This window comes from Microbispora hainanensis (assembly GCF_036186745.1).
In the GTDB taxonomy this organism is placed as follows: domain Bacteria; phylum Actinomycetota; class Actinomycetes; order Streptosporangiales; family Streptosporangiaceae; genus Microbispora.
The window spans coordinates 7,245,489-7,257,609 of record NZ_CP108086.1 but is presented as its reverse complement, the minus strand read 5'-3'; the positions used below and the strand labels follow the sequence as shown (position 1 = coordinate 7,257,609).

Sequence of the window (12,121 nt, the reverse complement as noted above, 5' to 3'; positions counted from 1 at the left end):
CCGGCGGAGAGCCGGGATCACCGGCGAATCCATTGAGGGGGATGGCGATGAGCTCACCTGAGCACGTTCCCGGCGACGAGAACACCCAGATAATCCCCGGTCACGGCTGGAGCCAGTTCGGAAGCACTCCGCCGCAGCACGGGCAGTACACCGGGGCGTACCAGTCGTATGGCGCGTACGGGAGCGGACCTTTCGACACGGCGCAGTTTCCGCCGCCTCCGGCGCGGAAGGGCACGCTGAGCGCGCGCCAGAAGGCGGGCGCCGGCCTCGCCCTCGTGGCGGTGGCACTGGGCGGCGGGGTTATCGGGGCCCTCGTCGCCAACAGCGTGAACGGCGGGCAGACGGTGATCGCGAGCCCGGTCGTCAAGGGAGTGGCGAACTCCTCCAGCACCTCGATCGCCGCGGTGGCCAAGGCGATCATGCCATCGGTGGTGTCGATCGAGGTGAAGACCGCCACGGCCGGCGGCGAAGGGTCCGGCGTGATCCTGTCGGCCGACGGCCTGATCCTGACCAACAACCACGTGGTGGCCATCGGCGGCGGGGGCGGCGGCACGGTCACCGTGAAGTTCAGCGACGGCAAGACCGCCAACGCCGTCATCAAGGGCACCGACCCCACCACGGACCTCGCCGTCATCCAGGCGCAGGGCGTGTCGGGCCTGACCCCCGCCTCGCTGGGCGACAGCGACAAGCTGCAGGTCGGCGACGGGGTCCTCGCGATCGGCAGCCCGCTCGGCCTGGAGGGATCGGTCACCTCCGGCATCGTGAGCGCCCTCGACCGCACGCTGACCGAGGCGCCGGAAGAGCAGCAGCAGCCGCAGTTCCCCTGGGGGATGGGGCAGCAGCAGCCGCAGAGCCAGGGCAACACGATCGGTGGCATGATCCAGACCGACGCCGCGATCAACCCCGGCAACTCCGGTGGCGCGCTGGTCAACACCAGCGGGCAGGTCGTCGGCATCAACACGGCGATCGCCACCTCGGGCTCCAGCTCCGGCAACATCGGCGTGGGCTTCGCGATCCCCATCAACACCGCGAAGCTCGTCGCCGACCAGCTCATCAAGACGGGCAAGGCGACCCACGCCTTCCTCGGGGTGAGCGTGGCCGACGCGGTCGGCGGCGCGTCCGGCGCGGTGGTCAGCTCGATCACGGCCGGCAGCCCGGCGGAGAAGGCCGGCCTCCAGGAGGGCGACCTGATCACCAAGATCAACGACAAGGTGGTGGACAGCGCCGAGGCGCTGGTCGGCACCATCCGCAGCTCCCGCCCCGGCGACAAGGTGACGATCACCTTCACCCGGGCAGGCAAGGAGAACACCATCACCGCCGCGCTCGCGGAGCAGTCCGCGGGCTGACGCCCACGATCATCGCCGGCGGGCCTCTGGGGGGACGGCCCGCCGGCGATCGGCTTTCCGGCGCGTTTCTGCCTCACTTGCTCATGCCGGCGGTCAGCCCGGCGATGATCTGCTTGGTCGCGAGGACGAACAGCACGAACAGCGGCGCCGTGGCGAGGACCAGCCCGGCGAACAGCGCCGACCAGTCGGTCGTGTACTCGCCGAAGAACTGCGACAACCCGCGCGGGATCGTGAACTTCTCGTCGGAGCGCAGCAGCACCAGCGGGTAGAGGAACTCATGCCACAGCGGCACGAACTGGAACAGCATCACCGATGCCAGCGCGGGCCGCACGAGCGGCAGCATGATCTGCCCGAAGATCCGGAACTCCCCGGCTCCGTCGATCCGGGCCGCCTCGTCCAGCTCGCCGGGCAGGGAACGGTAGAACGCCGACAGCACGAACATGCAGAACGGCACTCCCGACGCGGCGTACAGCAGCGTGAGCCCGAGCAGCGAGTCGATCAGGCCCATGGAGTCCATGAGGTAGAAGATCGGCACCAGGCCCAGCCGGATCGGCAGCATCAGCCCCGCCAGGAAGTACGCCCCGAGCAGCCGGTTGCCGGCGAAGTCGTAGCGGGCCAGCGGATAGGCCGCCAGCGCGGAGACCGCCGTGCCGAGCAGCACCGCGCCGCAGGTGACGGCCAGGGAGTTCAGCAGGTAGGTGCTGAACGACGCCTCCGTCCACACCCGGGCGTAACTGTCCAGCGTGGGGGAGGCCGGCAGCCCCAGCGGCGTCGTGAAGATCTCGGTCGTGGGCCGCAGCGAGTTGAGCAGCATGACGACCAGCGGCAGCAGCGCGACGACCGCGTAGCCCCACAGCAGCAGGTGGACGGCGACCCGCCCCGGAGCCCGGCCCCGCGCCGTCACAGCAGCCTCCGCTCGCGGCGGCGGAAGTAGGAACCGGCCAGCAGCGACACCCCGAAGATGAACACGAACATCAGCACGGCCAGCGCCGACGACCGGCCGATCGCCTCCGTGCCGCCCTCCACGAACGCGACCCGGTAGAACAGCAGGCCGAGCACGTCGGTCGAGCCCGCCGGAGACCCGGTCGACCCGGCCATCGCGTAGACCAGCCCGAAGGCGTTGAAGTTGCCGATGAACGTCAGCACGCTCACCACGCCGATCGCCGGGGTGAGCAGCGGCAGCGTCACGCGCCGGAACGCCTGCCAGGCCGACGCGCCGTCGACCCGCGCCGCCTCGTGATACTCGGCCGGGATCCCGGCGAGCGCGGCGGAGAACAGCAGCATGGGGAAGCCCACCCACTGCCAGGCGTTGACCACGATGACCACCGGCAGCGCCGTACGGGTGTCGCCCAGCCAGGGCAGCGCCCACGAGTCCAGCCCGGCCGCCTCCAGCAGCGAGTTGACCGGGCCGAACGTCGGGTTGAGCAGCAGGCTCCACAGGTAGCCGACGACCAGCGGGTCGACCAGGTAGGGCGTGGTGAACGCGGCCTGCAGGAACCGCTTGCCGCGGCGGTAACGGAACAGCAGGAGGGCGAACAGCAGCCCGACCGTGTTCTGGATCAGCATGGTCCCGGCGAAGAACAGCGCGTTGTGCCCGAACGCCCGCCACAGTTGCTGGTCGTAGGGGTAGACGCCGAACAGGTCGCGATAGTTGGCGAGCCCGGCGAACCCCGTCTGCCGGATCCCGCGCCACTCGAAGAAGCTGTATTCGAGCGCGGTGACCAGCGGATAGACGATGAAGACCGAGTAGAGCAGGAGCGCGGGCAGCAGGAAGACGGCCAGCACCCGCCACCGCGGCACGTAGCGGCGGCGTCCGCCGGTGCGTGCCGCGCGACGACGGGAGAACCGGGCGGACGACCGGGCGGGGAACCGTCCGGGCGAGCGTCGGGGCGTGCTCAGTTCCCCGGCTTGAACCACTGCTCGACGCCCTTCTGCACGCTCTCGGCGACCGCCTTGGGATCGGTCTGGCCGACCAGCATCTTCTGCACCTCGTCGCGGAAGACCGCGTCACCGTTCGGCTGGCCGTACCGGAAGTCGACGAGCAGCGTGTACGGCGCGCCGTTGGCGGCGTAGTTCTTCGCCAACTCGGCCAGCAGCGGGTCGGACGGCGTGACCCCGGGAACCGCGGACAGTTGCTTGAGCTCGCTCGCGTAGAGCTGCCCGAACTCCGGCGTCGCCATCCACTTGACCAGTTCGAGTGCCTCGGCCTGGTGGGCCGACTTGGCGTTGACGCCGAACGAGCCGTCGGCCCAGCCCGGCGTGACGGGCGTGGTCACCGGGGAGCCGGGCGGCGGCGGCACCTGGAACGCGCCGATCTCCAGGCTCGGGTCGGCCGCGAGCACGGGCGCCAGGTCGAAGCTGCCCGTGGGATACATCGCGGCCTTGCCGGTGGCGAACAACGCCTGGACGTCGGGGATCTTGACGGCCGCCACGTCCTTCGGGAAGTAGGGCTCCAGGTCCTTGAGCAGCTTGATCGAGGCCGTGAAGTCGGGGTCGGTGAACTTCTTGTCGCCGTTCAGCAGCGCGTCGCGGAACCGGGTGCTGCCATAGCGGGCGTTGCCGAAGATCTCGTGGACGATCGGCAGCGTCCAGGTCGCGTCGGGCCCGGCCGCGACCGCGAACGGCGTGATCCCGGCGGCCTTCAGCCTGTCGGCCGCCTTGATCATCTCGTCCCAGGTGGCGGGGGGCTGGATGCCGTTGTCGGCGAACAGCTTCTTGTTGTAGAAGACCTGAAGCGTCTGGTAGGCGAACGGCACACCGTAGATCTTGCCGTCCGTGTGGCCCTTGGCGCCTTCGAGCAGCTTGGCGTCGAAGCCCGACAGCGCCTCCACCTTGTCGTCGAGCGGCACGAGCTGGCCGGCCTCGACCAGCGGCTGGAGCCCGCCGTACGCCCGGAGCTGGGCGACGTCGGGACCGGCGGTGCCGGACAGGCCGGTGGCCAGGATGTTGTTGTATTCGGTGGCCTGGAACGGCTTGAACTCGACGTCGATCTTCGGGTGCGACTCCTCGAACCTGGCGAGGATCTTGTCGTACGCCTTGACGTCCTCCACGCGCCACGACCACAGGCTCAGCGTGACCTTGTCACCGCCCGCCTCGCCGCCCTGGCCGGACGCGCCGCTTCCGGGCGCGCAGGCCGCCAGCGCCACCGCGAGCACTCCGATCGCTCCCGCGATCCATCCTCTCTTCATGAGATCCCCTCCGGCTCGTAGCCAGTCCGGCGAGCGCCGTGCATGTAGATGCGTGTAGGTAAATGCCCTGCAAGGTCAGCGCATTGACTGAAAATTACTTACATCTGACATGATCCGCAATGGCTTCCTCACGGAAGGTTTCACACGAAGCGGTGGCGGGGCGGGGGCGTTCAGCCCTGGTGGCGGGTGAGGGCCTCGGACTCCCACAGATCCCGGTAGTAACCGGGCACGGCGACGAGGTCGGCGTGCGCGCCGCGCTGGGTGACCCGGCCGCCCTCCAGCACGACGATCTCGTCGACCTGTTCCAGGCCGCGCAGGCGGTGGGTGACCAGCAGCGTGGTGCGGCCCCGGGTGGCGTCGAGCAGGTCGGCCATCAGCAGGTCGGCCGTCTCCTCGTCGAGTGCCTCGGCCGGCTCGTCCAGCAGCAGCACCGGCGGGTCGTACAGCAGGGCCCGGGCCAGCGCGAGCCGCTGGAGCTGGCCGCCGGAGACGGTGCGGCCGTCCTCGCCGAGCACCGTGTCCCAGCCGGTGCGCTCGGCCCAGGCGTCCAGGCGGGCCCGCCGCACGGCCGCCACGACGTCCTCGGCGGACGCCTCCGGCCCGGCCAGGCGCAGGTTGTCGCCCACCGTGGCCTGGAAGACGTACGGGTCCTGGGTGAGGCCCGTGACGAGCGCCCGCACGTCGTCCGACGACAGGCGCCGCACGTCGGTCCCGTTGAGCCGGATCGCGCCCGACTCGATCTCCACGGTCCGCATCAGCGCCGACAGCAGGGTGCTCTTGCCCGCGCCGCTCGGGCCGACCACCGCGACCCGGCGGCCCGGCGTCAGCGTCAGGCTCACGCCGTTCAGCGCGGGCTCGCGCCCGCCATGGCGCACGACGAGGTCCTCGACTTCCACCGTCAGCGGCGATTCCGGCGCGGGCGCCGGGTCCGCGGGCTCGCGCACGGCCGGGGGAGTGGCGGCGGTCTCCCTGAGCCTGCGCAGCGCCGCGACCACGCCCGCGAACCGCTCGCCGGCCGCCGCCAGCGGCAGCGCGGGCTCGAAGGCGACCAGCGAGGTCAGGGCGGCAACGGCGGTCGCGACGCGGCCGAGACCGGAGGCCTGCGCCGCCAGGACCACGGCGACGACGGTCAGCCCCTGCGTCAGCATGCCGAGGCCGAGCGCGGCGGCGTTGATCCGGGCCTGCCCCCGCTCCAGCCGGGACAGCCGCGCGTCGGCGTCCATCGCCGCCGCAAGCGCCCGGTCGCGCGCGCCGTACGCCGCGAGGTCGGCCGCGCCGTGCACCAGGTCGGCCACCCGGGCGGCCAGGTCGGCGCGGGCCGGGGCGATCCGCGCCGACCAGCGCCGCGCGGCGGCGGCCGTGCCGGCAGGCAGCAGCACCCCGGCGACGAGCAGGCCGGCGGCGAGCGCGAACGCGGCGGCGGGCAGCAGGAAGCCCGCGATGACGACGGCGGCGACGCCGGTGATCAGCGCGGCGGCGGCCGGCAGCAGGCAGCGGACGAGCAGGTCCTGCACGGCGTCGGTGTCGTCCACCATCCGGCTGAGCAGGTCGGCCCCGCGCTGCGGCAGCGGCCCGGCCGGGATCAGCGCCCGGTAGAGGCGCTCACGGGTGCCCGCCTGGGCGCGCAGCGCGACGTCGTGCCCGGCCAGGCGCTCGCCGTAGCGGAACACGCCGCGGGTGGTCGCGAACGCCCGCACCGCCACGATCGCGACCGACAGCGCCGCCAGCGGCGGCTGCTCGGCGGCCCGCGTGATCAGCCAGGCGGCCGACGCGATGAGCGCGACCCCCGCGAGGTCGGCCGCCGCCCCGGCGAGCACGGCGAGCACGAGCCGCCTGCCCATGCCCGTGCCTGCGACCACCGACCACGGGGAGAACTCCGCGCGGCTCATCGGGCCTCCCCGCCCCGCACCGGAACCGGGTGGACGAGGACGCCGCCGTCGAGGCGGACGACCCGGTCGGCCAGGTCGATCATCGCCGGACGGTGCGCGACGATGATCGCCGTACGGCCCTCGGCCAGCCGGCGCGTGGCCGCCACGACCGCCGCCTCGCTCCTGCCGTCGAGCCGCGCCGTTGGCTCGTCCAGCAGCAGCACCTGGGCGGCGGGGCGGCAGAAGGCCCTGGCCAGGGCGACCCGCTGACGCTGGCCCGCCGACAGGTTCGCGCCGCGCTCGCCGAGCGGGGTGTCGTATCCCTGCGGCAGGGCGCTCGCGAACTCGGCCACCTGCGCCGCCTCGGCGGCGGCCCTGATCTCGTCGGGACCTGCGGCCGAGCCCAGCGCGATGTTGTCGGCCACCGAGGTCGCGAACAGATGCGGGCGCTGCGGCACGAAGGCGAGCCGCCGCCGCCACTCGTCCAGGTCGAGATCGGCCAGGTCGGTCCCGTCGGCCAGCACCCGCCCCTCGGACGGGGTCACGAACCCGAGCAGCAGGTGCAGCAGCGTGCTCTTGCCCGCGCCGCTCGGGCCGGCGATCGCCACCCGCTCACCCGGCCGGATGACCAGCGAGACGTGGGCGAGCGCGGTCTCCTCGCGGCCCGGATAGCGCACGGTGACGTCCTCCAGCCGGATCTCCGGCGGCCCGTCGTCCGGGGTCGCACGCCGCGCGCTCCGCCTCGCTCCGGCCGGTGCCGCCGCCCGCCCGGCCTCCCGCGCGGTTTCGGCGGCGGCCTCGCCCGGAGGGCCGATCACCGCGAACGCCTCGTCGGCGGCGGCGACGCCCTCCATGGCGGCGTGGAAGCGCGTGCCCATCGCGCGCAGCGGGAGGTACGCCTCGGGGGCCAGCAGCAGCACGAGCAGCGCCGTACGCAGGTCGAGCGAGCCCGACAGCAGCCGCAGCCCCACGGGCACGGCCACCAGCGCCAGCGACAGTGACGCCACGAGTTCGAGCACCAGCGACGACAGGAACGCCACCCGCAGCGTGCGCATGGTCGCCGCGCGGTGCGCCTCGGCCACCTCGCGGATCACCGACGCCTGATAGCGGGCCCGGCCGAACGCCCGCAGCGTCGGCAGGCCGCGCACGACGTCGAGGAAGTGGCCGCCGAGGCGGGCCAGCGCGCGCCACTGCCGTTCGGTGACGGTTTTGGTGGTCCACCCGACCAGCGCCCCGAAGACCGGGATCAGCGGCAGCGTGAGCACCACGATCACGGCGGTGGCCAGGTCGGCCACGAAGAGCCGGACCACGACCGCGAGCGGCACGATCCCGGCCACGGCGACCGAGGGCAGATAACCCGTCAGATAGGGGTCGAGCGCGTCGAGCCCCCGGCCCGCGAGCGTCACCAGCTCGCCCGACCGGTACGCCGGGCCGAGACCCTCCACCCGGCCGAGGAGGAGCCGCCGCAGGGCCGACTTCAGCGCGGTGGCCGCGCGGCCCGCGAGCACACCCTGCGCCCATCCGAGCAGCCCGCGGCAGGCGACGACGAGCGCCAGGGGAAGCAGGGCGGCGACGGCGAACCGGCCCGACAGCACCCCGGCCAGCAGCTCCGCCTGCACGAGCACGAGCAGCCCGGCCAGCACCGCCGCCACCAGGCAGCAGGCGAGATGGACGCGGACGCCGCGCTCGGCACGGGCCAGCCGGAGGAGGTCCTTGTGCAACGGTCCCCAATCAGAAGAACGTCGGCAGCGCGCCCCTGGAGAAGGTGCGCCACACCCATACTTGCGCGCCCACGAGGATCGGGGCGATCGGCACCACCATGACACTGAGCACACTCAGTGTCTGATCCGGGGCGGCGTTGCCGAGCATGTGGCCGGTCGCGGCCGCCATGACCAGCACCGCGGGCGCGGCGGCGGCGCAGGCCGACAGCAGCAGCGTCCGCCCGGTGCCCGGCGCGCTCTCCTGGAGCCGCCAGGCCGCGAAGGCGCGGCCGTGCCAGGCGAGCAGCGCGAGCAGCGCCAGGCCCCCCGCCACGGCGGGCACGTCGAAGGGCGAGGCGGGCAGGCCGCGCACGACGGCCATCAGGATCGCGCCCCAGGCGAGCGCCAGCCCGGCCGAGCCCGCCCACAGCGCGCCGTCCCACACCAGCCGCCAGGCGGCGCCGCCGGCCCTGCGGCGGAACCACAGCCCCGCGTCGCGCACGATCCAGGCCAGCAGCAGGGCGACGACGAGGGGATACATGCGGCTGAGCGCCCGGCCCTCCAGCACGGGGAACGCGCCGAACAGCACGCCCGCGAGCGCGACCAGCCACACCTCGTTGGCGAGCACGAACGGGGCCATCGCGCCGACGAGGCGGTCGCGGGCGGCCGGGGTGCGGCCCAGCACGGGCAGCAGCACGCCGAGCCCGATGTCGAAGCCCTCCAGGGCGAAGTAGCCGGCCAGCAGGACGGTGAACGTCAGGAACCAGAAGATGTCCATGGGAAGCGTGTCCTCTGCAGCGAGGGGGCGGGGACGGACCCCGCGGTGACGGGAGCGTCCGCGGCGCCGAGCATGACGCGTCCAGGGCCGCGCCGTACGGCACGGGCGATGAGGACGTAGTCGACGAGGGCGAGCAGTGCGAGCACGCCGGCGAATCCCGCGAAGGAGGCGGTGATGTCCGCCCGGGTCAGCCCGGGGGTGAGGGCGTCGGCCACGGAGAGCTTGCCGTAGACGAGCCAGGGCTGGCGGCCGACCTCGCGGACGAGCCAGCCGGCGATCGCCGCGACGAACGGCAGCGGGGTCATGAGCATGAGGAACGGGTGCAGCCGGCGTGAGCGGGCCAGCACGTCACGGATGAGCAGCGGCGTCAGCACGAACATCACCCCGAACTGGCCGAGCTGCCCGATCATGATCATCAGTTCGAGCGAGACGCCGGGGACCGCGCCGTGGAACTTGTCCGGCTGGAGGGAGCCGACCGGTCCGAACTGGGCGTACCCGAACCCGACCGTGAACAGCGACCCGACGAAGGCGGTCAGCACGCCGATGCGCAGCGACCGGTAGAAGAACTCGCGCTCGGGGGTGCGCCGGAACAGGTGGTAGGCGCTGGCGCCCATGACGACGAACCCGCCGGCCCACAGGCCGGCGCTCAGCACGTGGGGGAGCGAGAAGACGAGGGCCGTGTTGGTGAACAGGGCGCCGAAGTCGCGCAGCACGAGCCGTCCGCCCACCTCCTGTGATCCTGCCGGGTTCTGCAGGAAGGAGTTGGCGACCATGATGAACAGCGCCGAGGCGTACGCCGTCAGCGTCACCAGCCAGATGCAGGCCACGTGGAGCCCGCGCGGCAGCCGGTGCCAGCCGAAGATCCACAAGCCGAGGAACGTGGACTCCAGGAAGAACGCCAGCAATGTCTCCATGGCCAGCGGCGCGCCGAACACGTCGCCCGCGTAGTGGGAGAGCCCGCTCCAGCTCAGCCCGAACTGGAACTCCATCACGAGCCCGGTGACGACGCCCAGCGCGTAGTTGATCACATAAATCTGCCCCCAGAAGCGGGTCATCCGCTCGTACAGGGGGTTCCCGCCGATGGCATAGCGGGTGTGCATGATCGCCACCAGTGGGGCCAGTCCCAGCGTGAGCACGACGAACAGGAAATGGAGTGCTCCCGTGACCGCGAACTGCGCACGGGCGAGATCGACGACGTCCATGATTTCTCCATGCGTAGGCTGTCTACATATAGACAGCCTACATGTAGACTCGACGCATGACTAACCGGGATAGGCTGCGGCCGTGAACGCCGATGCGCTCCGGGGCCATATGGACGCCCTGCTGCTCTCCGTGCTGGAGCGTGAGCCGCTGCACGGCTACGCGATCATCGAGGCGCTGCGCGAGCGCAGCGGCGGTGCGCTCGACGTGCCGACGGGCACGGTCTATCCCGCGCTGCGCAGGCTGGAGCGCGCCGGGCTGCTCGCCGGCGAGTGGGCCTCCGACGGAGGCCGCAAACGGCGGACCTATCGCCTCACCGACGCCGGGCGCACGGCGCTGGCGGGGGAGCGGTCGGCCTGGCGGTCGTTCACGACCGCGATAGGGAGGGTTCTCGACCCGCTGCGCTGAGCGCGGAGATCGCCCGGGTGCAGCGCAGGCAGTGCGCGGCGTTGTACAACTGGGCGATCGCGCACGCGTAGCTGACCATGGCCACGCCAAGGCCGGGCAGGTAGTCGGTGAACCCCACCGGGCCCTGCGAGGCCACCGCCAGCGTGATGCCCATGACCCCGATCAGCGGCGTCTGGATCCAGACGAACACCCCGAGCCACCGGGTGAGCCGTTCGGGCCCGGGGACGTGCCGCGATCCGCGCCCGAGCGCGAGCAGCGCGAGGCCGCCCACCACGCCCACGCCGAGCTGGAACGCGTCCACCGTCCTGGCGAGCGGCCCGAACCACACCGGCTTGATCTGCTCGATGTGCGGGCTCTCGGGGAAGATCCGCCAGATCACCGCCCACAGGAACGCGGTCAGCGGCACGCTGAGGAACAGCAGCACCGCCGTCCGCCTGCCCTGGCTCACCGCCAGCTCCCCCTGGAAACCCGGCGCGATCTCGGCGACGGCGCCGAAGTCGGTCACCGCCAGCCGTTCCGCCTCGTCCCGGGGGAGACCCTCGGCCTCGTACGCCTCGGCCGCGTCGAGCAGGCTGTCGCGCGCCTCGGCCAGCAGGTCGCGCTTGGCCCGGCCCGGGCCCCGCAGCGTGTGACGCATCGACGCGACGTACTCGTCGATCGGACCCGCGTTCCTCATCATCCCTCCCCGGTCTGCCGCAAGCGTACGGGCGGGACGTGCCGCCCGCATCAGGGGCATCCCTGACCCGGGCCTAAGGTCCCACCCGGTCCGAGCCGTACGGCACTGCCGTCGCGGGGGCGGCGGGCGCTTTGCTTGAGCAGGCGGGACGGGCAACGAGACGGCCGGCGAAGGCCTCCGGACGGGCAAAGGGGATGAGCGGCACCGCTCCGGTTCGCAGATACGCTGTTTCGAGGTGAACCCCGCCCCCAAAACATGGCCCTGTCCCTTTTGCGGCGCGAGGGACACGGGGGTTTTCTGGGTACAGGGATGCTCATGGGCGGTGTCTTCTGACCGTTTCGCCGCGGCAACACCCTGTTAACCCTGGTCGGCGAGACTGAGAGCGGAGAGCGAGGCGGAACGTGAACCAGCCGAAGATCGTGGTGGGCATCAACGGGTCGATGGCGTCGCAGGCCGCACTGCGGTGGGCCGCCGCCGAGGGTTCGCTGCGCGGCGCGCGGGTCGAAGCGGTGTACGCCTGGGAGTGGACGGGCGGGCTGCACGCCCACTACGCGCCGATCGCGAGCCGCACCTCACGGGAGGACGAGCGCAGGACCGCCCTCGACATCGCCGCCCAGGCCGTCGCCGAGCTCGGCGAGCGTGACGTCGAGCCGGTCGTGATCGAGGGGCCGCCCGCCCAGGTCCTGCTCCGCGCGACCGAGGGCGCCGACCTGCTGGTGCTGGGCGCGCACGAGGCCGAGTCGGAGCCCTACCCCGTGCTCAACCCGGTCGTCTCCGCCTGCCTGCTGCGGGCCAGGTGCCCGGTCGTCGTCGTGCTGCCCGGAATGGAGCACGACCGCCGTCCCGGGGTGCTCGCCGGAAGCCGGTCCTGACCCCTGTCTGATGCCGGGGGCCGGACGTCCTCCCGGTATCGGGACTTTCCGCCCTGCCGGAGCGCACGGCACGGGCGGACTCTGA

Annotated in this window: 11 protein-coding genes; 3 read left to right on the top strand and 8 right to left on the bottom strand. The window is 72.4% G+C overall.

Going from position 1 to position 12,121, the window contains the following annotated elements:
• Nucleotides 1-47: 47 nt before the first annotated feature.
• Nucleotides 48-1,346 carry a S1C family serine protease gene (locus OHB01_RS33200; protein ID WP_142648291.1) on the top strand — a complete coding sequence of 433 codons (1,299 nt, stop codon included), beginning with the start codon at nt 48-50 and terminating at the stop codon, nt 1,344-1,346.
• Between the two features lie 73 nt (nt 1,347-1,419).
• Here the strand turns inward: OHB01_RS33200 and OHB01_RS33195 are convergent, their stop codons facing one another.
• The 7 genes from OHB01_RS33195 to OHB01_RS33165 all read right to left on the bottom strand — a co-directional run bounded on the left by OHB01_RS33195 (nt 1,420) and on the right by OHB01_RS33165 (nt 10,082).
• A complete protein-coding gene (locus tag OHB01_RS33195; protein ID WP_260617303.1) occupies nt 1,420-2,250 on the bottom strand; it encodes a carbohydrate ABC transporter permease in 831 nt (276 codons plus the stop codon).
• Nucleotides 2,247-3,263 (bottom strand): carbohydrate ABC transporter permease, encoded by a 1,017-nt coding sequence (locus OHB01_RS33190; protein WP_261985700.1) that lies wholly within the window; start codon nt 3,261-3,263, stop codon nt 2,247-2,249. Before OHB01_RS33190 ends, OHB01_RS33195 begins: the two co-directional genes overlap by 4 nt.
• Entirely contained in the window at nt 3,242-4,534 is a 1,293-nt protein-coding gene (locus OHB01_RS33185) for an extracellular solute-binding protein (protein WP_328710287.1), read from the bottom strand. Before OHB01_RS33185 ends, OHB01_RS33190 begins: the two co-directional genes overlap by 22 nt.
• A gap of 170 nt (nt 4,535-4,704) precedes the next feature.
• Nucleotides 4,705-6,423: a thiol reductant ABC exporter subunit CydC gene (cydC, locus tag OHB01_RS33180; RefSeq protein WP_328854484.1), complete on the bottom strand. Its 1,719-nt coding sequence runs from the start codon at nt 6,421-6,423 to the stop codon at nt 4,705-4,707.
• The gene (cydD, locus tag OHB01_RS33175) at nt 6,420-8,123 is read right to left on the bottom strand and encodes a thiol reductant ABC exporter subunit CydD (RefSeq protein ID WP_328854483.1); all 1,704 of its coding nucleotides are present in this window, start codon (nt 8,121-8,123) and stop codon (nt 6,420-6,422) included. Before cydD ends, cydC begins: the two co-directional genes overlap by 4 nt.
• A 10-nt stretch (nt 8,124-8,133) precedes the next feature.
• A complete protein-coding gene (locus OHB01_RS33170) occupies nt 8,134-8,880 on the bottom strand; it encodes a cytochrome d ubiquinol oxidase subunit II (RefSeq protein WP_328854482.1) in 747 nt (248 codons plus the stop codon).
• Complete coding sequence (locus OHB01_RS33165) at nt 8,859-10,082, bottom strand: cytochrome ubiquinol oxidase subunit I (RefSeq protein WP_328854481.1); 1,224 nt, start codon at nt 10,080-10,082, stop codon at nt 8,859-8,861. Before OHB01_RS33165 ends, OHB01_RS33170 begins: the two co-directional genes overlap by 22 nt.
• An 82-nt stretch (nt 10,083-10,164) precedes the next feature.
• Between OHB01_RS33165 and OHB01_RS33160 the strand changes: the two genes are divergently transcribed.
• Nucleotides 10,165-10,488 carry a helix-turn-helix transcriptional regulator gene (locus tag OHB01_RS33160; RefSeq protein ID WP_142623248.1) on the top strand — a complete coding sequence of 108 codons (324 nt, stop codon included), beginning with the start codon at nt 10,165-10,167 and terminating at the stop codon, nt 10,486-10,488.
• On the opposite strand, the gene OHB01_RS33155 is transcribed toward OHB01_RS33160, so the two are convergent.
• The gene (locus tag OHB01_RS33155; RefSeq protein ID WP_205830352.1) at nt 10,448-11,167 is read right to left on the bottom strand and encodes a permease prefix domain 1-containing protein; all 720 of its coding nucleotides are present in this window, start codon (nt 11,165-11,167) and stop codon (nt 10,448-10,450) included. The two genes, OHB01_RS33160 and OHB01_RS33155, sit on opposite strands and share 41 nt — an antisense overlap.
• Before the next feature lie 398 nt (nt 11,168-11,565).
• Between OHB01_RS33155 and OHB01_RS33150 the strand changes: the two genes are divergently transcribed.
• A complete protein-coding gene (locus tag OHB01_RS33150; protein WP_142648296.1) occupies nt 11,566-12,036 on the top strand; it encodes a universal stress protein in 471 nt (156 codons plus the stop codon).
• The last annotated feature ends 85 nt before the right edge of the window (nt 12,037-12,121 follow it).

What these genes read in the sequence shown, in the direction of transcription:
- OHB01_RS33200 (WP_142648291.1), top strand. Translation starts at nt 48, where the DNA reads ATGAGCTCACCTGAGCACGTTCCCGGCGACGAGAACACCCAGATAATC.
- OHB01_RS33185 (WP_328710287.1), bottom strand. Translation starts at nt 4,534, where the DNA reads ATGAAGAGAGGATGGATCGCGGGAGCGATCGGAGTGCTCGCGGTGGCG.
- cydC (WP_328854484.1), bottom strand. Translation starts at nt 6,423, where the DNA reads ATGAGCCGCGCGGAGTTCTCCCCGTGGTCGGTGGTCGCAGGCACGGGC.
- OHB01_RS33170 (WP_328854482.1), bottom strand. Translation starts at nt 8,880, where the DNA reads ATGGACATCTTCTGGTTCCTGACGTTCACCGTCCTGCTGGCCGGCTAC.
- OHB01_RS33165 (WP_328854481.1), bottom strand. Translation starts at nt 10,082, where the DNA reads ATGGACGTCGTCGATCTCGCCCGTGCGCAGTTCGCGGTCACGGGAGCA.
- OHB01_RS33155 (WP_205830352.1), bottom strand. Translation starts at nt 11,167, where the DNA reads ATGATGAGGAACGCGGGTCCGATCGACGAGTACGTCGCGTCGATGCGT.